This window comes from Paraburkholderia silviterrae, from assembly GCF_004353915.1.
Lineage (GTDB): Bacteria > Pseudomonadota > Gammaproteobacteria > Burkholderiales > Burkholderiaceae > Paraburkholderia > Paraburkholderia silviterrae.
Map to the genome: position 1 here is coordinate 1 of NZ_SMRP01000014.1, position 20,938 is coordinate 20,938.

The window sequence follows — 20,938 nt, forward strand, 5'->3', positions numbered from 1 at the left end:
TGGTTTCGCCCTTTGCGCAACCGGCCCCCGTGCGCCGCAGTGCGCCGCCGCCCGTTGCGGGCAGCACGGCTGCGCGCGCGGCCGCCGCGGCCGCGCCGCAAGCGCGTCAGCAAAAGCCGCAACGTCCGTTCGTCTGGCCGACGAAGAGCACGCCCAACACGGCGCAACGCACGCCCGGAACGCGGTTCGGCATGCAATTCAGTGCGTCCGCAACCGCACCGCTCGCGGACGCCAGCCAGGTCACGCCGGCCTATTCCCGCCCGGCGCACGGTGCGGCATCCGCGCCGCAGGCACCGCTCTCGACGAGCGTGCTCGAAACCTTGCGCTCGATCGAGGAAAACGCCGCCCGCTGGACGACGCTCGCGGGTGCGAGCCTCGCACGCCGCAACAGCATCGACCAGCCCGCTGCGCACACCGACGTGCCCGCCCATGCAGGCGCTGCCGTCGCGCCCGGCGATGCGAGCCCTGCCCCGGCGAGCGCGCAGTTTCCGCTCATCGCACCGCAGATCGCGCAAGCGCCGCAGACGGCGGCGCAAGATGAAGCGGCCCCGGCTGATGCAGCAGGCGAAGATTCCGCCGTGCCTTCCGGAGTGACTTCCGCCGTGCCTGCGGACGCCGCACCGGCGCAATTCGCTCAAGAGCCCATGAGCATGCGCGACGATGCAGCGCCCGCTTCGCCGTTTCTGGCGCAGCCGGACGAATCCGTCTTTGCGCCCGTGACGCCTGCGGCCCCGATGGCGGCGGTTACACGACTCGACACCTCCGAGTCTGGGGAACCGTGGACTTACGCCGACGACGCCTCGACCCCGATCTCCCTGCCCTCGTTCCTCATCGATGCGCAAGAAGACGACGCGCCGCCGGCTGCTGTTGCATCGGCACCGGCATTCGCCGCGCAGGCCGTGGCCGAAACAACACCAGCGGAAGTCGCCCCGGTCGCGCCCGCCGCAACGGCAACGTCGCCCGCTGCAACGCCACCGGCAGAACCGCCCGCAAGCTCGCCGATCCACTGGCCGAGCTTCGATCAAGGCATGCCATGGGTCTTGCTCGACGATGAACCCAACGCAGCCGAACCGGCAATCACAGCCGCCGACGAAGCCGCCTCGACCGCAGAGCAATCGCCTCACGTGACCGGCCTTCCGGTGTCTGAAGGCACTGCCGCGACTATTGCCGCGCAGTCGCCCGTGCCGCCCCGGCATGACGACGCCGCAACCGTCACGCACGAGCAGTGGTGGCAGCAATCGCCTCACGTGACCGGCCGTCCGGCGCCTGAAGGCATTGCCGCGACTCATGCCGCGCAGTCGCCCGTGCCGCCCCGGCATGACGACGCCGCAACCGTCACGCACGAGCAGTGGTGTGAGCAATCGCCTCACGTGACCGGCCTTCCGGCATCTGAAGACATCGCCGCGACTCATGCCGCGCAGTCGCCCGTGCTGCCCCAAAAGGACGATGCCGCAACGGTCACGCACGAGCCGCCGCTGCCAGAGGCAACGCGCGATGCGTCCGAACCGGAAAGCGCCGAAAACGTCATCCGCTTCCCGCGCATTGCGAGCGAACCGTTGCACGCTGTCCAGCCCACACCGGCAGGTGCCAGCGCCATCGCACAGGATCCACCTGAGAGCGCCGCGCAGCCCGACGACGCTCCGCTCGACCACGATGCGCCGACGCTCACGCCGCATGCCAGCGCTTTCACGCCGGCGTTCCTCGTTGAAGTGCCGTCGTTTCTCGCCGCCGCGCCGGTTACCACGCATCCGGCGCCCGTTACGCCGGCAAACTTCGCGCCCTGGTCGCCTGTGCTTGCCCCCACCCCGCCGATGCCGGTCTCGTTCGCTGCCGCGTCCGTCCGCGCGACCGATGCGCCCGCTACCGCGGCCTCCGGCTCGCAGTCAGAAGAACCGTGGCAGCCGGGTCCTGCGGCACCGCACGCCACCACGGCGGCGCCGGCATCCGCAGTGGCTGGCCCCGCAAGCGCGCCCGCCGTGACCACGACTCCCGCGCCGGAGCCCGTGCCTGGCGCAGCGTCGTTCGTTGCAACGGCCACCGGAGCTGAACCGCAATCCGCCGCGCCTGCGACGACCACCGCGCACGATGCAACGGCGGCCCAGGCGCCCGCGAGCATTGCAGCAGGCGGCTACGTCAGTGCGCCCCCGCCCTGGGCGCAACCACAACCGGCCACAACCACAGCCCAACCACCGGCCGCGACGGTGGACCAGGACAACAGCGCGCCAACCGCGCCTGGTGGGCCTCAGCCCGAAGCGGCGCCGCGCCAGCCCGTGCGCGGCCATGCGCCGACCTCGTTCGAGTTCCAGCCGCTCAGCGCATCGGCGGTCGAACTGCCCGGCCTCGATCTGCTCGAATGCGCCTCGTCCGAAATCGAGCCCGTCTCCGAGCAGAAGCTCGCCGAAACGAGCCAGCTGATCGAGCAGCGCCTGCAGGAATTCAAGGTGCCCGTCATCGTGGTCGGCGCCTCGGCGGGCCCGGTCATCACGCGCTTCGAAGTCGAGCCCGCGCTCGGTGTGCGCGGCAGCCAGATCGTCGGCTTGATGAAGGACCTCTCGCGCGGCCTCGGCCTCACGTCGATCCGCGTGGTCGAGACCATCCCCGGCAAGACCTGCATGGGCCTCGAGCTGCCCAATGCGCGCCGGCAGATGATCCGTCTCTCGGAGATCCTCGAATCGGCGCCGTACCATCGCTCGCAGTCGAAGCTCACGATCGCGATGGGCAAGGACATCGTCGGCCATCCGATCGTCACGGACCTCGCCAAGGCGCCGCACATGCTGGTCGCGGGCACGACCGGCTCGGGCAAGTCGGTGGCGATCAACGCGATGATCCTCTCGCTCCTCTACAAGGCCACGCCCGAGGACGTGCGGCTCATCATGATCGACCCGAAGATGCTCGAGCTCTCCGTGTACGAGGGCATTCCGCATCTGCTCGCGCCCGTGGTCACCGACATGAAGCTCGCCGCCAACGCGCTGAACTGGTGCGTGGGTGAGATGGAGAAGCGCTACCGGCTGATGTCGGCCGTGGGCGTGCGCAATCTCGCGGGCTTCAACCAGAAGATCCGCGACGCCGAAGCGCGCGAGAAAAAGATCGGCAATCCGTTCTCGCTCACGCCCGAGGCGCCCGAGCCGCTTTCGCCGCTGCCGATGATCGTGGTGGTGATCGACGAGCTCGCCGACCTCATGATGGTCGCGGGCAAGAAGATCGAAGAGCTAATCGCGCGTCTCGCGCAAAAGGCGCGCGCCGCCGGCATCCACCTGATCCTTGCGACGCAGCGTCCTTCGGTCGACGTCATCACGGGTCTCATCAAGGCGAACATCCCGACGCGCGTGGCCTTCCAGGTGTCCTCGAAGATCGACTCGCGCACGATTCTCGACCAGATGGGCGCCGAGTCGCTGCTCGGCCAGGGCGACATGCTGTTCCTGCCGCCAGGCACGGGCTATCCGCAGCGCGTGCACGGCGCGTTCGTCGCCGACGAGGAAGTGCATGCCGTGGTCGAGTATCTGAAGCAGTTCGGCGAGCCCGAGTATGTCGAGGGCATTCTCGACGGGCCGGCCGGCGAAGGCGCGCCGCAGGACCTCTTCGGCGACTCGCCCGACGCGGAAGCCGATCCGCTCTACGACGAGGCCGTGGCGTTCGTCGTGCGCACGCGGCGCGCGTCGATCTCCTCGGTGCAGCGGCAATTGCGCATCGGCTATAACCGCGCCGCGCGACTTGTCGAGCAGATGGAAGCGGCGGGCCTCGTCTCGCCGATGGGCATCAACGGCAGCCGCGAAGTGCTCGTGCCGGGCCAGGCCGAGTAAGGCTCGCGGCAGTCGAAACCAGCAATGCAAAACGCCGTGCCGGATTCGTCCGGCACGGCGTTTGTTTTTTGTCCGCGACAAACCGCTTGCAGAGCGATCAGGGCGCGACGAACTTGAAGTCGACAGGCGAGCCGATATCGATACGCTTCGGATTCGGCTCGAGCAGCCCCGTCTCCTGATTGCGGCGGAACACGTAGGCCGTGTCGCTGTTCTGGTTGCCGACGACGAGCCACTGGCCGCTCGGATCGATAGCGAACTCGCGCGGCGACTTGCCGAGGCTCGACTGACGGCCCACACGCTTGAGTTTGCCGTTGTGCGTGTCGACGGCGAAGATCGAGATATCGTTGGCATCGCCGCGGTTCGAGACGTACAGGAACTTGCCGTCCGGCGAGAGGTGCAGCGCCGCCGCGCCCACCGCGCCCTTGAAGCCCGGCTCCGCCAGTTTCTCGACCTGCTCGAGCGTCATGCGCCCGTCGTGGTAGCCGAACACGCTCACCGTGGCGGCCAGCTCGCTCGTGAGGTACGCGAAGCGGCCGTCGTTGCCGAAGACGAGGTGACGCGGGCCCGAGCCGGCCTTCACGTCGGTGTAGCGCCACTCGGCCGGGCTCACGAGGCCGCGGCTGCCGTCGGGCGTGTAGCGGTAGGTCCAGAGCTTGTCGGTGCCGAGATCCTGGGTGAAGAGGTAATGGCCATCTGGCGAGAACACTGTGGAATGCACGTGCGCGTTGTCCTGGCGCCCCTTCACCGGACCGCTGCCCTCGTGGTGCACGGTGAGCACCGATGCCCCAAGCTTGCCGTCCTGCTCGACGGGCAGCACCGCGAAGCTGCCGCCGGGGTCCGCCGCCACCGAATAGTTGGCGACGAAGAGATAGCGGCCGTCCGGCGAGAGTTTCAGATAGCACGGATCGTTGCCCTGCGCGGACACCTTGTCGAGGAACGTGAGCTGGCCGCTCGCGGCGTCGAAGCCGAACGCGCTCACGTCGCCGCGCAGGCTCGCCGGGCCGTTGTCGCCGGGCAGCTCGTTTACGGCATAGACGAAGCGCTTGTCCTGGCTCACCACGAGATACGACGGATTCACCGTCTTCGCGACGCTCACCTGCTGGGCGTCGCCCGTCTTCGAATCGAAGCGATAGACGTAGATGCCCTCGCTCTTGCCACCGGTATAGGTGCCGACGAGCAGGTCGTAGACGCCATTGGCTGCCGCGTCGGCGGGCGCCGTGCCCGCGCTGGTCTGGGCGAGCGCCTGGGTTGCGGCGAGCGTTGTGGCAACTGAGGCCATGATGGCAATACCCTTGATGATCTGATGAATGAGGCCGCGCTTCTTCGCGCGCGGCGCACGGTGCCGATACGCAGGCACGGGCATGGCGATTGCGGCGTCATGGGCCTGAAACATGTCGACCTCCTTTTTTCTTGTCGAAGCTGGGGCGGATCGGCAGCGCGCGGCGGCACGAGTCGGTGCGAGTCGATGCAACCGAGCGTTGCGCAAACACCGATGTGCCGGCGCCAACGTTTGAGGGATTGAGGCCCAGTATAAGAGAGCTTGCGCGTGGCTGGGCGTTGCGCGCGCAGCCCGCCTCCCCCCACCGGCTTCGCAACACCGGCCTTGCACCCCCCAGGGAGAAAACATGGACCTCCATCTCGCCATCGGCCCGCTCGTCTCGCTCATCGCCGGCATCCTGATCCTCGTGGTGCCGCGCCTGCTCAATTACATCGTCGCGTTGTATCTCATCATCATCGGTCTCATTGGGCTGTTCGGCACGAACGGGCATCTCGGGCATTTTTGATGCTTGCGGCCGCGGCGTTGGAATCTTCGCGAAAGTGCGGTGAAAGTTCCCGCACGAGTGATTTGTGCGCGACAGGCAGTAAAACGCGTTGCGCGAGGCCCCCCGCACCCACTAATCTTGTGCGTGCCCGTGCCGTATCCGCTCCAGGCACAATGCTGTCAATCTGCTTACCATGCCTGCACTCATCGAAGACTATGCAATGATCGGCGACGGCCACACGGCCGCGCTCGTGTCCCGCGAAGGCTCCATCGACTGGCTCTGCTGGCCGCGCTTCGACTCCGGCGCGTGCTTCGCGGCACTGCTCGGCACCGAAGAGAACGGCCGCTGGCTGATCGCGCCGGCCCCGCCGGCCGACGGCTCCAAAGCCGAAGTCAAGACCACGCGCCGCTATCGCGGCGACACGCTGATCCTCGAAACCGACTTCGAGACGCCCGAAGGCGCCGTCACGCTCATCGACTTCATGCCGCCCGGCAACGGCTGGAGCGAGCTCGTGCGGATCGTGGTGGGCCGGCGCGGCACCGTGCGCATGCAGTGCGAGCTCGTGCTGCGCTTCGACTACGGCTTTTCGGTGCCGTGGGTGAGCCGCCTCGCTTACGAGAGCGGCATCAAGGCAACCGTCGGCCCGGACACGGTCGTGCTGCGCACGCCCGTCGACCTCGAAGGCGAGAACATGCGCACCGTCGCCGAATTCGACGTGAGCGCAGGCGAGCGCGTGCCGTTCTCGATGGCCTACGCGGCCTCGCATCTGCGCCCGCCGCCGCCGCGCGATCCGTTCACGGCGCTCGCGCGCACCGAGAACTTCTGGGAGGAGTGGTCGGCGCGCAGTACCGTCGAGGGCCGCTGGGCCGAACCCATCCGCCGCTCGCTCATCACGCTCAAGGCGCTCGCCTTCGAGCCCACCGGCGGCATCGTCGCGGCGCCCACCACCTCGCTGCCCGAGCAGCTGGGCGGCTCGCGCAACTGGGACTACCGCTATTGCTGGCTGCGCGACGCCACCATCACGCTGCTCGCGATGATGCGCGGCGGCTACTACGACGAGGCGCGTGCCTGGCGCGCGTGGCTCGGCCGCGTGATGGCAGGCTCGCCCTCGCAGTTGCAGATCATGTATGGCCTCGCCGGCGAGCGCCGCCTGCCCGAGTTCGAGCTCGACTGGCTGCCGGGCTACGAGGGCTCGAAGCCCGTGCGCGTGGGCAACAACGCGGTCGGGCAGTTGCAGCTCGACGTCTATGGCGAAGTCATGAACGCGCTGCACCTCGCGCGCGTGGGCGGCCTGCAGGCCGACGAAACCGCGTGGTCGATCCAGTGCGCGATGCTCGAGCATCTCGAGAAGATCTGGACGGAGCCCGACGAAGGCATCTGGGAGACGCGCGGCGGGCGCCAGCACTTCACCTTCTCGAAGGTCATGGCGTGGGTGGCGTTCGACCGCTGCATCCGCTCGGCCGAGAAGTTCGACCTGCCGGGCCCGCTCGATCACTGGCGCGAGCTGCGCGACACCATCCACGCGACCATCTGCGAGCGCAGCTTCAATCCTTCGCTCAACTCGTTCACCCAGATCTACGGCGGCACCGATCTAGACGCGAGCCTCCTGCTCATGCCGCTCGTGGGCTTTTTACCGGCCTCCGACCCGCGCATCGCGGGCACGGTCGCGGCCATCGAGCGCGACCTGATGTGCGAAGGCTTCGTGATGCGCTACCGCACCACCGACTTCAACGACGGCTTGCCGCCCGGCGAAGGCACGTTCCTCGCCTGCAGCTTCTGGATGGTGGACAACCTCGCGCTGCAGGGCCGCATGGACGACGCGCGCAAGATGTACGAGCGCCTGCTCGCGCTCGCCAACGACGTCGGGCTGCTCGCCGAGGAATACGACCCGATCGCTGGCCGGCTTGTGGGGAATTTCCCACAGGCGTTCTCCCATGTGGCACTCGTTCATACGGGTCTGAATTTGATGCGCCATGAGCAGGAGATGGCCCGGGCGACGGGGCATCCGGCGGTTGGCGGCGTTCTGCCGATCGATTCCGATCTGGCAGCGGCGACAAACAACGCATCGTAAAAGTACGAAACCGCACGCAAAGCCCCCATACACCGGCGTCAAGTGCGCTACACTTGGAATCTGGGTTGCTGCGTTGCACAACGAACTGGAATTCGCCGGAAGTCAGGCTGCGGATTCCGGCACGAGGATTCTCGTTCGCTCGCGGCAAGCCGTATGCCGTGCCGCTGAACCGGCCGGCCCCAAAGCCGATAAACAGGCTGACCGACCAACTAGTGGCCCGCTTCTGCGCCGCGCAATCCCTGCGCGGCCCGGGGGCGAACCGCCCCTGATGCTGGAGCGTCCATGCTCTACCAAATCCGTGAATTTCAGCGCGCCTTGCTGAGCCCGCTTACCGCGTGGGCGCAAGCCGCCTCCAAGTCGTTCTCGAATCCGTCGAGCCCGTTCTCGCTCGTGCCGGGCGCCACACGCCTCGCCGCGGGCTACGAGCTGCTCTACCGTCTCGGCAAGGACTACGAGAAACCCGAGTTCGACATCCGCCAGATCGAGAAGGATGGCTTCAACATCCCGATCGTCGAGCAGACCATCATCGAAAAGCCGTTTTGCCGGCTGTTGCGCTTCAAGCGCTTCGCCGACGATCCGTCGGCCGTCTCCGCGCTCAAGGACGAGCCCGTGGTGCTCGTGTGCGCGCCGCTCTCGGGCCACCATTCGACGCTCCTGCGCGACACCGTGCGCACGCTGCTGCAGGACCACAAGGTCTATATCACCGACTGGATCGACGCGCGCATGGTCCCGCTCGAAGCCGGTCCGTTCCACCTGGACGACTACATCGCGTACATCCAGGAATTCATCCGCCATATCGGCGCGAAGAACCTGCACGTGCTTTCGGTGTGCCAGCCCACGGTGCCGGTGCTCGCAGCCATCTCGCTCATGGCGAGCCGCGGCGAGCCCACCCCGCTCACCATGACGATGATGGGCGGCCCGATCGACGCGCGCCGCTCCCCCACGGCAGTCAATTCGCTCGCCACCGAGCATTCGATGGAATGGTTCGCGAACAACGTGATTCACACGGTGCCCGCCAACTATCCGGGCGAAGGGCGCGAGGTCTATCCGGGCTTCCTGCAGCACGCGGGCTTCGTCGCGATGAATCCGGGCCGCCACACCAGCGCGCACTGGGACTTCTACAAGAGCCTCTTGCGCGGCGACGAAGAGGATGCCGAAGCACATCGCCGTTTCTATGACGAATACAACGCGGTGCTCGACATGGCCGCCGAGTACTACCTCGAAACCATTCAGACGGTGTTCCAGGACTTCAGCCTCGCCGAAGGCACGTGGGACGTCGCGGGCGAGCGCGTGCGGCCGCAGGATATCCGCGAGACGGCGCTCTTCACGATCGAAGGCGAGCTCGACGACATCTCGGGCTCCGGCCAGACACACGCCGCGCACGACCTGTGCACCGGCATCCCCGAGCACGAGAAGCATCACCTGACGGCGGAAAAGTGCGGCCACTACGGCATTTTCTCTGGCCGCCGCTGGCGCACGATCATCTATCCGCAATTGCGCGACTTCATCCGCCAGCATCAACGCACGAAGCAGAATGCAAAGGAAAGCGCCGTAGCGTGACCTCGACGCTTTCGGGCGCCAACGAAGCTCGAAGCCTGACACAAACGCAGGCCAACGCAATGCCGGACGCCGCGCTCTGTTCACTCAGAGCGCGGCGTTTTTCATTGGCCCGTCAGTTGCGGCTCATTTGCGCATCAAGAACGCGAGCAGCATCTCGGTGTTGAGCTGAATGATCTCGGCGCGCTCGGCGCTCGTGCTGAAGTCGCGTCCGAGCGTGGCGTTGAGCGTGTAGCGGTTGGACACGATGTAGTAGCCCATGCCCGAGAGCGTCACGTACAGGCGCAGCGGATCGACGTTCGCGCGAAAGAGCCCGGCGGCCTCGCCGCGCGCGAGGATGGAGCCGAGCGTGGCGACGATCGGCGAGACCATCTCGTGGATGCGGGTGGACTTCTGCATGTAGCGCGCCTCGTGCAGATTCTCGTTGTTCACGAGCCGCAGGAGGTCGGGATGATCGCGGTAGTAGTCCCAAACGAAATGCGCGAGCCGCGTGATCGCCTCGACGGGTGCGAGCCCGGCCAGGTCGAGTGCGCGTTCGGCTTCGTTCAGCGCGCCGAATGCGTGCTCCAGCACGGCGGTGAACAACTGCTCCTTGCTGCCGAAGTAGTAGTAGAGCATGCGCTCATTGGTTTCCGCGCGGCGCGCGATCTGGTCGACGCGGGCGCCGAACAGGCCACCGCTCGCGAACTCTTCCGCTGCGGCAAGCAGGATGCGGCGGCGCGTGCCTTCAGGATCTCTTTTGATTTTCGTCTGATTCATGGTGGCAGGATCGCTCGATAGGCGCGCGGCTTCCCACTTTGCGCTGCCGGGCCTCTCCAAACCCATCGTGCGGCAGCGTGGCATGGAGCGCGCCGGGTTAATGGACTGACACCCTTCGCTTCCCGGTCTTTCTTTGTTTGCAGTCGTCTTGACCCCTCGCCCGACGCTGCGTATTTGACGCCGTCCTGCGGACTCGATCCGATGTCGTGCGCGGGTGGTGCAAGCACGGCCCGAACATTCGAATTAAGTGCTTTGATTATGGCACATGGCCCGCCGATGGCAATGCGGGAAATCGGCGATAATGCGGGCTTTGGCGGCGCATGTGCGGGCCCGCCCTGACATCGCAACCGTGAACGATTCCAAGACCCTGGCAGATCGCATCGAAGATCTGCTGCCCCAGACTCAATGCACCAAGTGCGGCTACGACGGCTGCCGGCCTTACGCCGAAGCCGTCGCCGCCGGCACCGCCAACTACAACCAGTGCCCGCCGGGCGGCGCCGAGGGCGTTGCGCGCCTCGCGAAGCTGCTCGGCAAGCCGGTCATCCCGATCAATCCCGTGAATGGCGTCGAACGGCCGCGCCCCGTGGCCTTCATCGACGAGCAGCTGTGCATCGGCTGCACGCTGTGCATGCAGGCGTGCCCCGTCGATGCGATCGTCGGCGCGCCCAAGCAGATGCACACCATCGTCAAGGACGAGTGCACGGGCTGCGACCTGTGCGTCGCGCCCTGCCCCGTGGACTGCATCGCGATGATTCCAGTGACCGGCGAGGCAACGGGCTGGGACGCCTGGAGCCAGCAACAGGCCGATGCAGCACGCTTGCGGCACGACCGCCGTCAGGCGCGGCTCGCCGCCGAACGCGACGCAGCCGTTGCGCGCGCCGCGGCACGCCGTGCGGCAGCGGCGTCCCCGGTTGCCGCTTCGGGCGCTGCCGGAGGCGCGGCGGCTACTGTGGCCGGGAGTGCACCTGCAGGCGCCGACGATGCCGAAGCGAAGAAAAAAGCGATCATCCAGGCAGCGCTCGAGCGCGCGCGGCGCAAGAAAGCGGAGCTGGCCGAGCATGGCGTTGCCCCGCGCAATACCGAGCACGTGAGCGCCGACGTGCAGGCGCAAATCGACGCCGCCGAGGCACGCCGGAAGCGCCTGGGCATCGGCGCCGAAGCAGATGTTGCAGGTGCTCCAGCGCAGGCTGCCTCCAGCGAGACCACGGGCGCCTCAACTGCCCCTGCCACCCCCGCTGCAGCCGAGCCGCCCGCGCCGGACGACGGCCAGCAAGAACACCAGGACCGCAGCGAGCGCGACGAGCAGGACAACCACCCGCACGACGACAAACCCGCATGAGCCGCATGAACCGCATGAGTCACATCAAGCGGACGGCCCTCGCAGACAAGCCATGAACGCCACCAAGCGCCGCGCCATCTACGAAACGCTCCAGAGCCTCAACCCGCACCCGACGACCGAACTGGAGTTCACGACGCCCTTCGAACTCCTGATCGCCGTGATGCTCTCCGCCCAGGCCACCGACGTCTCGGTGAACAAGGCCATGCGCAAGATGTTTCCGGTGGCCAACACGCCGCAGACGGTGCTCGCGCTGGGCGAGGAAGGCGTCGCCGACTACATCAGGACGATTGGCCTTTACCGCACCAAGGCGAAGAATGTCATCGCCACCTGCAAGATCCTGATCGAGCAATACGACGGCGAGGTCCCGCAGACGCGCGAAGCGCTCGAGGCGCTGCCGGGGGTCGGGCGCAAGACCGCGAACGTGGTGCTCAACACGGCGTTCGGCCATCCGACCATCGCCGTGGACACGCATATCTTCCGCGTCGCCAACCGCACCGGCCTCGCACCCGGCAAGGACGTGAAGGCGGTGGAAACCGCGCTGGAGAAGGTCACGCCGGCCGAATTCCGTCAGGACGCCCACCACTGGCTGATCCTGCACGGCCGCTACGTGTGCAAGGCGCGCCGCCCGGAATGCTGGCATTGCGTGATCGAGCCGCTATGCGAATTCAAGCCGAAGACGCCGCCGCCCGAGCTCTGACGCACCCGCTGGCGCCCCGGCGCCGGTGCGCGCACCGGCGTAAAATCGGCGCTTGAGCCACCGCATCTGGCGAATTTGCGCCGATTCGGGCCCTCGCCAGCAGCCCTCACCAACGCACGTTTTCAGCACGATTCACGATGTTCAATCCCAGCCGCGACGAAGTCCGCCAATTTTTCACCGAGACCTGGCGCAAGCAGCGCGCGGGCGAAATCCTCACGCCGCTCGAGGCGATCGCCGCCGACTGGATCGTCGAGCACCCCGAGTACCACGCGCAGCTCGCCGACGCTGAAGCCGCCGCCGCACAGGACTATTCGCCCGAGCGCGGCCAGAGCAATCCCTTTTTGCATCTGTCGATGCATCTCGCCATCAGCGAGCAGCTCTCGATCGACCAGCCGCCGGGCATCCGCGCGGCGCACGACCGGCTCGCGGCGCGTCTGGGCTCCACGCACGACGCGCAGCACGCCATCATGGAATGCCTCGGCGAGACGATCTGGGAGGCCCAGCGCACCAATACGCCGCCCGACACCGACGCTTACCTCGCCCGCATCGAACGGCGCGCCTCGCGCGACTGAACTACGGCCGAGGTCGGGCTGAGGTTTGGGACGAGCATGAAAAAAGCACCCCGTGCGAGGCGGCAAGGCGCATCTCAGGGGGTGCTTCGCATTCGTATTTGCGCGAGCGCGCCATGCATATCGCATGACGCCTCTGTCATCAGGACGCGCCCGCGCGCACGCTGCGCTTACTTTTTCTCGACCAGATCGCCCTTGAGCGATTCGACGTAGGCGGCCAGATCCTTCAGGTCGCGCTCCGAGAGGCTCTGCACCTGCGCCTGCATGATCGGATTGTTGCGGCCGAGATTCGGGTTGCCGGTGCCCATCTGATACTGGCGCAGCGCCCAATAGATGTAATCGGCGTGCTGGCCCGCGAGCTTCGGATACTCGGGGCTCACCGGCTTGTTCAGGTTCACGCCGTGGCAGGCCGCGCAGTTGTGGCTGTCGGCGAGCACCTTGCCGTTGGCGGCGTCGGCGGCGTATGCCGGCTGCAGGGCAAGCGCGGCCGTGAGCGCTGTGCCGGCGCAAACCGCAGAGGCGATCTTGAGAAGCGAGGCGCGGGCGGCAACAACGCCGCGCTCAGACATGTGCTCGGCCGTGTAGGGCTTGTTCATGGATTCTCCTGTCCTGTCCCGTGCCGGTTACTTCTCGGGATTGTTTTTCGTGGCAGCCGTCTGCGACGAGTAATACGCCGCGATATCGGCGATGTCCTGGTCGGACAGCGTCGTCGCGATCGCATGCATCGTCCCGAAGTGGCGGTCGCCCTTCTTGTAGCCGTGCAACGCGTTTTCGATGTATTGCGCGTTCTGGCCGCCCAGGATTGGCACGTGATAGACCTCGGGATAGGCGGTGCGGTAGTCGGGAATACCATGACAGCCGATACACATCGCAACCTTGCCCTGCCCTGCCTTCGCGCTGCCCACGACATCCGCGTGTGCCGTGGCCGCGAAGCCCGCCAGCACTGTCAATGCGCCAAACATGACGTGCTTGCCGACAATTTTTTTCATAGCATCCAACCTGGCTTGAGGGGATTCGAACGCCCGAACCGCAGGCCACGGCCTGCGCCGCATTACTGCTTGTTTTACTTTTGGGTCGCCGTGCAGGCCGAAAAAAATCGGTCCGAGTATACCGCGACGCCCCGCCGCACGTCCACCGGGCGAGCGCCGGGGCAATGCCCGCTCACGCCCGCCGGACGGGGCTCGGGCGTGAATGAGAAAATTCGCGAGCGGTCTGGCAGGGTGGCGTGCGGGTCATCCCTGATGTGTCCCGCGCGCTTCATACAAGCCGCAAACGGGTGCCGCATCGGGCGGACCCAACGATACGCGAGCGCCCCCCGGCCCAACACCCCTTCTGACTTATACTGGGATTTTTTTAGCGAGCGGTTCATCATGCGCGCCACGCGTTTCGAAGGCTCTTCGCAGTACGTCGCCACCGACGACCTCAAGCTCGCGGTCAACGCCGCGATCACCCTCAAACGGCCGCTCCTCATCAAGGGCGAGCCCGGCACCGGCAAGACCATGCTGGCCGAGGAAGTGGCGGCGGCGCTCGACATGCCGCTCATGCAGTGGCACATCAAGTCCACCACGAAGGCGCAGCAAGGCCTCTACGAGTACGACGCGGTCTCGCGCCTGCGCGACTCGCAGCTCGGCGACGAGCGCGTGAAGGACATCCGCAACTACATCGTGAAGGGCGTGCTGTGGCAGGCGTTCGAGTCGGAGCAGCAAAGCGTGCTCTTGATCGACGAGATCGACAAGGCCGACATCGAATTCCCCAACGACCTGCTGCGCGAGCTCGACCGCATGGAGTTCTACGTCTACGAGACGCGCGAGCTCATCAAGGCGAAGCAGCGCCCGCTCGTGATCATCACGTCGAACAACGAGAAGGAGCTGCCCGACGCGTTCCTGCGCCGCTGCTTCTTCCACTACATCAGCTTCCCCGACCCGGCCACGATGCAGCGCATCGTCGAGGTGCACTATCCGGGCATCCGCCGCGATCTGCTCAACGCGGCGATGGAAAGCTTCTTCGAGCTGCGCCAGGTCGCGGGCCTGAAGAAGAAGCCGTCCACGTCCGAGCTGCTCGACTGGCTCAAGCTGCTGCTCGCCGAGGACATTCCGCCCGACGCCCTGCGCGCGGCGGACGGCTCGAAGTCCATGCCGCCGCTCGCCGGCGCACTGCTCAAGAACGAGCAGGACATGACCCTCTTCGAGCGGCTCATCTACATGAACCGTCACAACCGCTAACACACCGCCAGGAACAGCCGCCAGGACAGCCGCAAGGCGCGGGGCACGCTCGCAAAGCCGGAGAACCAGCATGCTGATCGACTTCTTTTACACGCTGCGCGACGCGAAGCTGCCGGTCTCCGTGAAGGAGTACCTCACGCTCGTCGAAGCGCTCAAGGAGCGCGTGATCGCGCCCTCGCTCGACGACTTCTATTACCTCGCGCGCATGACGCTCGTGAAGGACGAGCAGTACTTCGACCGCTTCGACCAGGCCTTCGGCGCGTACTTCCGCGGCATCGAGAAGAAGTCGGAGCTCGCCTTCGAGATTCCCGAAGACTGGCTCAAAAAGAAGCTCGAGCGCGACTTCACACCCGAGCAGCGCGCGCAGATCGAGGCGATGGGCGGGCTCGACAAGCTCATGGAGCGCCTCAAGGAGCTCTTCGAGGAACAGAAGGAGCGCCACGAGGGCGGCAGCAAGTGGATCGGCACGGGCGGCACCTCGCCCTTCGGCAACGGCGGCTATAACCCCGAGGGCATCCGCATCGGCGGCGAAGGCGGGCAGCGCAGCGCCGTGAAGGTGTGGGACGCGCGCGCGTACCGCGACTACGACGACCAGGTCGAGATCGGCACGCGCAACATCAAGGTGGCGCTGCGGCGCCTGCGCCGCTTCGCGCGCGAAGGCGCCGCCGAAGAGCTCGATCTCACCGACACGATCCGCAGCACGGCCGCCAACGCCGGCTGGCTCGACCTCAAGATGGTCCCGGAACGCCACAATAACGTGAAGGTGCTGATGCTGCTCGACGTGGGCGGCTCGATGGACGATCACATCAAGCGCACCGAGGAGCTGTTCTCGGCCGCGAAGGCCGAGTTCAAGCACCTCGAGTTCTACTACTTCCACAACTGCGTCTACGACTACCTGTGGAAGAACAACCGCCGCCGCCACGCCGAGCGCACGCCCACCTGGGACCTGCTGCACAAGTTCACGCCCGACTACAAGCTCATCTTCGTCGGCGACGCGACCATGAGCCCCTATGAAGTGCTGCAGCCGGGCGGCTCGGTCGAGTACAACAACCCCGAGGCGGGCGCCGTGTGGCTGCGCCGTCTGGCCGACCAGTTCCCGCATTTCGCGTGGCTCAATCCCGAGCCCGAGCGGCTATGGGAATACCGCCAGTCGGTGTCGGTCATCCGCGAGATACTCGGGCATCGCATGTATCCGCTCACGGTCGCCGGGCTCGAAACGGCCATGCGCGTGCTGAGCAAATAGCGCCACCTAACCATCTTCGCCCTGTTTCACAAGGTTTCGCCGCGTAGCCCGAAGCGCGCGGCCAGACCGTTGCGCACACAACCATAAAACGAGGAGATTTCCAGCATGACCGCGCCTTCGTCCCCGGACCTGCCTTCGACGTTCCGGCCGGGACCACTGCGGCCCTTTGCCGACACGTCGGTTGCCACGATCGTCGCGGGCTTCGTCGCAATGATGACCGGCTACACGAGCTCGCTCGTGCTCATGTTCCAGGCCGGCCAGGCCGCGCATCTCTCCCCGGCGCAGATTTCCTCGTGGATCTGGTCGCTCTCGATCGGCATGGGCGTGACGACCATCGGGCTATCGCTCTGGTATCGCGCGCCCACGGTGATCGCCTGGTCGACGCCGGGCGCGGCGCTCCTGATCGCCTCGCTGCCGCATGTGCCCTATGCCGAGGCCATCGGCGCGTATATCGTGTGCGCCCTGCTGCTTACGGCCGTGGGCGTGACCGGCTGGTTCGACGCGCTCATGAAGCGCGTGCCCGCCGGCATCGCGGCGGCGCTGCTCGCGGGCATCCTGTTCGAGATCGGCATCGAGATCTTTCACGCGGCGCAAGTGCAGACGCCGCTCGTGCTCACGATGTTCTTCGCGTACCTGCTGCTCAAGCGCTGGGTGCCGCGCTATGCGATCGTCGGCACGCTCGTGGTGGGCGTGGCAACCGCCGCGGCGCTCGGGCTGCTCGACTTCAGCCACTTCCGCGTGGCGCTCGCCAAGCCTGTGTTCACGATGCCCGCGTTCTCCGTTTCGGCGATCGTGAGCATCGGCATTCCGCTCTTCGTCGTGGCGATGGCCTCGCAGAACGTGCCCGGCATCGCCGTGCTGCGCGCCGATGGCTACAACACGCCCTCCTCGCCGCTCATCGCCACGACCGGCATCGCCTCGCTCGTGCTCGCGCCGTTCGGCTCGCACGGTATCAATCTCGCGGCCATCACCGCGGCGATCTGCACCGGACCGCACGCACACGAAGACCGCACGAAGCGCTATATGGCGGCCGTCTGGTGCGGCATCTTCTATCTGATCGCCGGCATCTTCGGCGCGACCATCGCGGCGCTATTCGCGGCGTTTCCGCCGGCGCTCGTGGTCTCCATCGCGGCGCTCGCGCTGTTCGGCTCGATCATGAGCGGCCTCACCAACGCCATGCAGAACCCCAAGGAGCGGGAAGCAGCGCTCGTGACGTTCATGGTGACGGCTTCCGGGCTCACGCTGCTCTCCATCGGAGCGGCGTTCTGGGGGCTCGTGGCGGGCGTGATCACGCAGGTGATCCTGACCGCGCGGCGGGCCTGATTGCGCGGGGATCGACGATGCATTAGCGATACCGCGGTGCACGTCATCGCACCGCCACCCGATCCGCCATAAAATGATGGCGTAGGCCGTGCCCACCGGCACGGCATCGCGCGCCGCCCGCGCTCCGTCCCCGTACTTGCGGAAGACGGTGTCCGATGCGGCGACGCAGCGCCTCTTCGCGTTTTCAGGCGTTTTCAGGCGTTCTGCATTTCGCGTTCCGCCCTTCGCGCCGGGAGCCAGCAGCTCGGGCGCGCGAGGCCGTTCAACTCCTACCGACGCCGGCGCGCATGCGCCTACAAGGCCTGACATGACTACCGCACTCGATCAGCTCAAGCAGTACACCACCGTCGTCGCCGATACGGGCGACTTCCAGCAGTTCGTCCAATACAAGCCGCGGGACGCGACCACCAACCCGTCGCTGATCCTCAAGGCCGTGCAGAAGGCCGAGTACCGGCCGCTGCTCGAAAAAACCGTGCGCGATCACGCGAACGAGTCGGTCGAATCGATCATCGACCACCTGCTGGTCGCCTTCGGCACCGAGATCCTCAAGATCATTCCGGGCCGCGTCTCGACCGAAGTGGACGCACGCCTCTCGTTCGACACGAAGAAGTCGATCGACAAGGCGCATCACATCATCGACCTGTACAAGCAGGCCGGCATCGCGCGCGAGCGCGTGCTGATCAAGCTCGCCTCCACGTGGGAAGGCATCCGCGCGGCCGAAGTGCTGCAAAAGGACGGCATCCGCTGCAACATGACGCTGCTGTTCTCGCTCGCGCAGGCCGCCGCGTGCGCCGAAGCGGGCGCGCAGCTGATCTCGCCGTTCGTCGGCCGCATCTACGACTGGTACAAGAAGGCCAAGGGCGCCGACTGGGACGACGCCAAGGACGGCGGCGCGAACGATCCGGGCGTGCAGTCGGTGCGCAAGATCTACGCGTACTACAAGAAGTTCGGCTACCAGACCGAGGTCATGGGCGCGAGCTTCCGCAACACCAGCCAGATCGTCGAGCTGGCCGGCTGCGACCTGCTCACGATCAGCCCGGACTTGCTGCAGAAGCTTCAGGACAGCACTGAGAAGGTCGAGCGCAAGCTCGTGCCGGAAGCGTTCAAGGACGCGCAGATCGAGCGCGTGGGCGTGGACGAGGCGTCGTTCCGCTTCCAGCTCAACGAAGACGCGATGGCGACGGAGAAGCTCGCGGAAGGCATCCGCGCATTCGCCGCCGACTCGATCAAGCTCGAAAAGATGATCGAGGAGCTGCGCGGGCGGTAAAGCCCGCAGGGCCCTGCACCAGGCGCTCATGGACTGCGCGGCGGATCGTGCGGTCGATCTCGCGTAGTGCGCATCGTCATCCAGGCCCGCTTCGACATCCGCACGAAGCTGCTACTGAGCCTCCGCCGGGGCCGCACATGCAACATGTGCGGCCCTCTTGCATTTCGCGCCTGACCGGCGCCCCGATTTTTCCGGCGGCAAGCGGCGCAAACTCCATTCCCGTCTGCGCTCTCGCAAACCCTGACGACACATGCCCCCAAAAAGTGCATGCGGCCATCCGGAGCGCCTAGAATCAGGGCAGCGGCGCAACATGCCGCGCCACCCCGGCCCCGCTCTGCCGCGCAGCGTCACCCAAGCCGCGCGGCGCTCCTTCATTGGGCCGGTCAACCAACCCGTCCAGTGCGCAAGGAAATTGACGATGCAAATCCAGCCCTATCTGTTCTACAACGGCAACTGCGAAGAGGCGATCGCGTTCTATCGCGAGGCGCTCGGCGCGCAGGAGCTGATCAAGATGCGCTTCAAGGACGCGCCACCGAACCCCGAGCAGCCGATGGCGCCCGAATTCGCCGAAAAAATCATGCACGCAACGATCCAGGTCGGCGACGCCCAGCTCCTGATGTCCGACGGCGGGTGCATGACGCAGAACGACAAGTTCGCCGGCTTCGGTGTCTCGCTCACCGGACCCGACGCCGCCACAGCGCAGCGCTATTTCGACGCGCTCGCCAAGGGCGGCCAGGTGACGATGCCGTTCCAGAAGACCTTCTGGTCGCCCGGCTTCGGCATGCTGACCGACAAGTTCGGCGTGCCGTGGATGGTCAGCGCGCCTCCGCTCGAAAGCCCCGCTGCCTGAGCGGCGCCATCACGTTTGCGGACGCGCGCCTCACACCATGCGGTGCATATGCGCGCGTTCGATGTTCCATCTCGGCTCGGTTTCGAGGAGCAAGGCACGCAGTTGCCCCACCTGCTCCTCGAAGCGCTGTTCGAGCCAGTAAGGCCCCTGCATCTCCGGCGCGAGCGGCGCGGCACCCTGCTCCAGTGGCGCAACACCTGGCAGCCCCGCTGGCACTCTTTCCGGGACCGCGCCCGGCACGCCGCCGCCTGACCCAACCTGGCCACCCATGCCACCCGACGCGGCCTCGAGCGCGCCCGCACGCAACGCACGCGCGGCCGCCTCCGGATGCCGCGTGCCGCCAAAACGCAGCGCCCGGGCCGTCGCCAGCAGCGCTTCGCGCACGCACGCGCTGCGCCCAGCGAAGGCCACCCGCACGAGCCGCTGCTCGTAGTTTCCGAGGCCCGTCGACATCATCTCCAGCGAGCTCAGCAGCGAGCGGTGCAGGCGCTGCACCTGCTCGAGCCGCGTGAGCGGCACGTCGATCTCTTTCGCGACCGAAGGCATCAGGGCGCGCAGCTGCACGAGCCGCCCATTCAGGCGCCGGAAGGTCTCCACCTGCGCGTCGGTGTCCACGTGCGCTCCGCTCACCACCTGTGCATAGACACGCGCAATCTCGCGCAAATTGTCGGCAAGCCGGTAGCGCCACGAATAGGTGGCGTGCAGCGGCAGCGCGAACGAGAACGCCAGCGCGATCACGATGCCGATCATCACATTGAGCGTGCGCCACAGGCCCGTGTCGATGTGGTTGTCGCCGTGGCCCGCGACGATGCACATCGTGATGGCTGTGAGCAGCGGCACGTAGCCCGCCTTGCCGATCGCGTAATAGCTGCACACGGCCGCGACGATGGCCATGAGCGAATACGTGAGCCAGGTGAAGCCCGTCACCGCCTGCACGACGATCAGCGTCAAGCCGATCAGAGCGCCGAGCACGGTGCCGAGCGCCCGTTCGGCGGCCTTCTTGCGGATGTTGCCATGATGCTGGAGCCCGCCGATCACCACGAGCAGCGTGACCGACGCCCAGATGCCGTGCGGGATGTCGATGCCCGTTGTGGCGAAAATCGACACGAGCATTGCGAGCCCGACGCGCACGCCGTGAATGATCCCGGCATTGCGGTAGCGATAGAACGGCGAGGTGAGCGCGCGCCAGACGCGCGCCACGCGTGAGCGCCGGCGTACGGGCTTGCGGCGCACGGGCTTGCGGCGGCCGGCGGCGCTCGTGCCCTGGCGCGACGCATCGTCAGTGGCGGCGGAGGATGCGGTGTCGGGGTCGTGGTCGGACGAAGCCATGGCGCGCTCGAAGCCTGCTGGACGTGATGCAAGTGGGCGAAAGATCGGCGCAGAGCCGGGAACGGCGCCGCCCAGGAGGTTCGTCCCTGCAAGCATCGTGCACCAGAAAAACAAATGCCCGCAACCATGACGTTGCGGGCATTGCGCAT

Annotated in this window: 17 protein-coding genes; 12 read left to right on the top strand and 5 right to left on the bottom strand. The window is 66.6% G+C overall.

Annotation, left to right across the window (positions count from 1 at the left end; translation table 11 throughout):
• The coding region (locus EYW47_RS41400; RefSeq protein WP_276322960.1) for a DNA translocase FtsK at window positions 1–3,800 on the top strand (3,800 nt) is incomplete at its 5' end.
• Between the two features lie 97 nt (window positions 3,801–3,897).
• Here EYW47_RS41400 and EYW47_RS24375 read toward each other — a convergent pair.
• Window positions 3,898–5,079, bottom strand: a complete 1,182-nt coding sequence (locus EYW47_RS24375) for a lactonase family protein (protein WP_240763907.1) — start codon at window positions 5,077–5,079, stop codon at window positions 3,898–3,900.
• 346 nt (window positions 5,080–5,425) lie between these two features.
• Between EYW47_RS24375 and EYW47_RS24380 the strand changes: the two genes are divergently transcribed.
• The 3 genes from EYW47_RS24380 to EYW47_RS24390 all read left to right on the top strand — a co-directional run bounded on the left by EYW47_RS24380 (window position 5,426) and on the right by EYW47_RS24390 (window position 9,194).
• A complete protein-coding gene (locus EYW47_RS24380; protein ID WP_133197413.1) occupies window positions 5,426–5,584 on the top strand; it encodes a DUF3096 domain-containing protein in 159 nt (52 codons plus the stop codon).
• Window positions 5,585–5,756: 172 nt separating this feature from the next.
• The gene (locus tag EYW47_RS24385; protein WP_133197414.1) at window positions 5,757–7,634 is read left to right on the top strand and encodes a glycoside hydrolase family 15 protein; all 1,878 of its coding nucleotides are present in this window, start codon (window positions 5,757–5,759) and stop codon (window positions 7,632–7,634) included.
• Between the two features lie 282 nt (window positions 7,635–7,916).
• A complete protein-coding gene (locus EYW47_RS24390; RefSeq protein WP_133197415.1) occupies window positions 7,917–9,194 on the top strand; it encodes a polyhydroxyalkanoate depolymerase in 1,278 nt (425 codons plus the stop codon).
• 123 nt (window positions 9,195–9,317) lie between these two features.
• On the opposite strand, the gene EYW47_RS24395 is transcribed toward EYW47_RS24390, so the two are convergent.
• Entirely contained in the window at window positions 9,318–9,950 is a 633-nt protein-coding gene (locus EYW47_RS24395) for a TetR/AcrR family transcriptional regulator (RefSeq protein ID WP_133197416.1), read from the bottom strand.
• A gap of 349 nt (window positions 9,951–10,299) precedes the next feature.
• Between EYW47_RS24395 and rsxB the strand changes: the two genes are divergently transcribed.
• The 3 genes from rsxB to EYW47_RS24410 all read left to right on the top strand — a co-directional run bounded on the left by rsxB (window position 10,300) and on the right by EYW47_RS24410 (window position 12,558).
• Complete coding sequence (rsxB, locus tag EYW47_RS24400) at window positions 10,300–11,289, top strand: electron transport complex subunit RsxB (RefSeq protein ID WP_165976665.1); 990 nt, start codon at window positions 10,300–10,302, stop codon at window positions 11,287–11,289.
• Window positions 11,290–11,341: 52 nt separating this feature from the next.
• Window positions 11,342–11,986: an endonuclease III gene (nth, locus tag EYW47_RS24405; RefSeq protein WP_133197418.1), complete on the top strand. Its 645-nt coding sequence runs from the start codon at window positions 11,342–11,344 to the stop codon at window positions 11,984–11,986.
• Between the two features lie 137 nt (window positions 11,987–12,123).
• Entirely contained in the window at window positions 12,124–12,558 is a 435-nt protein-coding gene (locus EYW47_RS24410) for a DUF1841 family protein (RefSeq protein WP_133197419.1), read from the top strand.
• 167 nt (window positions 12,559–12,725) lie between these two features.
• Here the strand turns inward: EYW47_RS24410 and EYW47_RS24415 are convergent, their stop codons facing one another.
• The gene (locus tag EYW47_RS24415; RefSeq protein ID WP_133197554.1) at window positions 12,726–13,124 is read right to left on the bottom strand and encodes a c-type cytochrome; all 399 of its coding nucleotides are present in this window, start codon (window positions 13,122–13,124) and stop codon (window positions 12,726–12,728) included.
• Between the two features lie 54 nt (window positions 13,125–13,178).
• The gene (locus EYW47_RS24420; protein ID WP_133197420.1) at window positions 13,179–13,544 is read right to left on the bottom strand and encodes a c-type cytochrome; all 366 of its coding nucleotides are present in this window, start codon (window positions 13,542–13,544) and stop codon (window positions 13,179–13,181) included.
• A 381-nt stretch (window positions 13,545–13,925) separates the two neighbouring features.
• Between EYW47_RS24420 and EYW47_RS24425 the strand changes: the two genes are divergently transcribed.
• The 5 genes from EYW47_RS24425 (at window position 13,926) to EYW47_RS24445 (ending at window position 19,460) form a co-directional block, all read left to right on the top strand.
• Window positions 13,926–14,777, top strand: a complete 852-nt coding sequence (locus tag EYW47_RS24425) for an AAA family ATPase (RefSeq protein ID WP_133197421.1) — start codon at window positions 13,926–13,928, stop codon at window positions 14,775–14,777.
• A gap of 70 nt (window positions 14,778–14,847) precedes the next feature.
• Window positions 14,848–16,020 (top strand): vWA domain-containing protein, encoded by a 1,173-nt coding sequence (locus EYW47_RS24430; protein WP_133197422.1) that lies wholly within the window; start codon window positions 14,848–14,850, stop codon window positions 16,018–16,020.
• Window positions 16,021–16,125: 105 nt separating this feature from the next.
• Entirely contained in the window at window positions 16,126–17,343 is a 1,218-nt protein-coding gene (locus EYW47_RS24435; RefSeq protein ID WP_133197423.1) for a benzoate/H(+) symporter BenE family transporter, read from the top strand.
• Between the two features lie 307 nt (window positions 17,344–17,650).
• On the top strand, window positions 17,651–18,610 hold the full coding sequence (tal, locus tag EYW47_RS24440) for a transaldolase (RefSeq protein ID WP_133197424.1): 960 nt from the start codon (window positions 17,651–17,653) through the stop codon (window positions 18,608–18,610).
• Window positions 18,611–19,028: 418 nt separating this feature from the next.
• On the top strand, window positions 19,029–19,460 hold the full coding sequence (locus EYW47_RS24445) for a VOC family protein (RefSeq protein WP_133197425.1): 432 nt from the start codon (window positions 19,029–19,031) through the stop codon (window positions 19,458–19,460).
• A 30-nt stretch (window positions 19,461–19,490) separates the two neighbouring features.
• Here EYW47_RS24445 and EYW47_RS24450 read toward each other — a convergent pair whose 3' ends face one another.
• A complete protein-coding gene (locus EYW47_RS24450) occupies window positions 19,491–20,789 on the bottom strand; it encodes an FUSC family protein (RefSeq protein WP_133197426.1) in 1,299 nt (432 codons plus the stop codon).
• Window positions 20,790–20,938: the final 149 nt, after the last annotated feature.

Coding starts and splice junctions, on each gene's coding strand:
- EYW47_RS24375 (WP_240763907.1), bottom strand. CDS start 5,079: ATGGCCTCAGTTGCCACAACGCTCGCCGCAACCCAGGCGCTCGCCCAG.
- EYW47_RS24380 (WP_133197413.1), top strand. CDS start 5,426: ATGGACCTCCATCTCGCCATCGGCCCGCTCGTCTCGCTCATCGCCGGC.
- EYW47_RS24385 (WP_133197414.1), top strand. CDS start 5,757: ATGCCTGCACTCATCGAAGACTATGCAATGATCGGCGACGGCCACACG.
- EYW47_RS24390 (WP_133197415.1), top strand. CDS start 7,917: ATGCTCTACCAAATCCGTGAATTTCAGCGCGCCTTGCTGAGCCCGCTT.
- EYW47_RS24395 (WP_133197416.1), bottom strand. CDS start 9,950: ATGAATCAGACGAAAATCAAAAGAGATCCTGAAGGCACGCGCCGCCGC.
- nth (WP_133197418.1), top strand. CDS start 11,342: ATGAACGCCACCAAGCGCCGCGCCATCTACGAAACGCTCCAGAGCCTC.
- EYW47_RS24410 (WP_133197419.1), top strand. CDS start 12,124: ATGTTCAATCCCAGCCGCGACGAAGTCCGCCAATTTTTCACCGAGACC.
- EYW47_RS24415 (WP_133197554.1), bottom strand. CDS start 13,124: ATGTCTGAGCGCGGCGTTGTTGCCGCCCGCGCCTCGCTTCTCAAGATC.
- EYW47_RS24420 (WP_133197420.1), bottom strand. CDS start 13,544: ATGAAAAAAATTGTCGGCAAGCACGTCATGTTTGGCGCATTGACAGTG.
- EYW47_RS24425 (WP_133197421.1), top strand. CDS start 13,926: ATGCGCGCCACGCGTTTCGAAGGCTCTTCGCAGTACGTCGCCACCGAC.
- EYW47_RS24430 (WP_133197422.1), top strand. CDS start 14,848: ATGCTGATCGACTTCTTTTACACGCTGCGCGACGCGAAGCTGCCGGTC.
- EYW47_RS24435 (WP_133197423.1), top strand. CDS start 16,126: ATGACCGCGCCTTCGTCCCCGGACCTGCCTTCGACGTTCCGGCCGGGA.
- tal (WP_133197424.1), top strand. CDS start 17,651: ATGACTACCGCACTCGATCAGCTCAAGCAGTACACCACCGTCGTCGCC.
- EYW47_RS24445 (WP_133197425.1), top strand. CDS start 19,029: ATGCAAATCCAGCCCTATCTGTTCTACAACGGCAACTGCGAAGAGGCG.
- EYW47_RS24450 (WP_133197426.1), bottom strand. CDS start 20,789: ATGGCTTCGTCCGACCACGACCCCGACACCGCATCCTCCGCCGCCACT.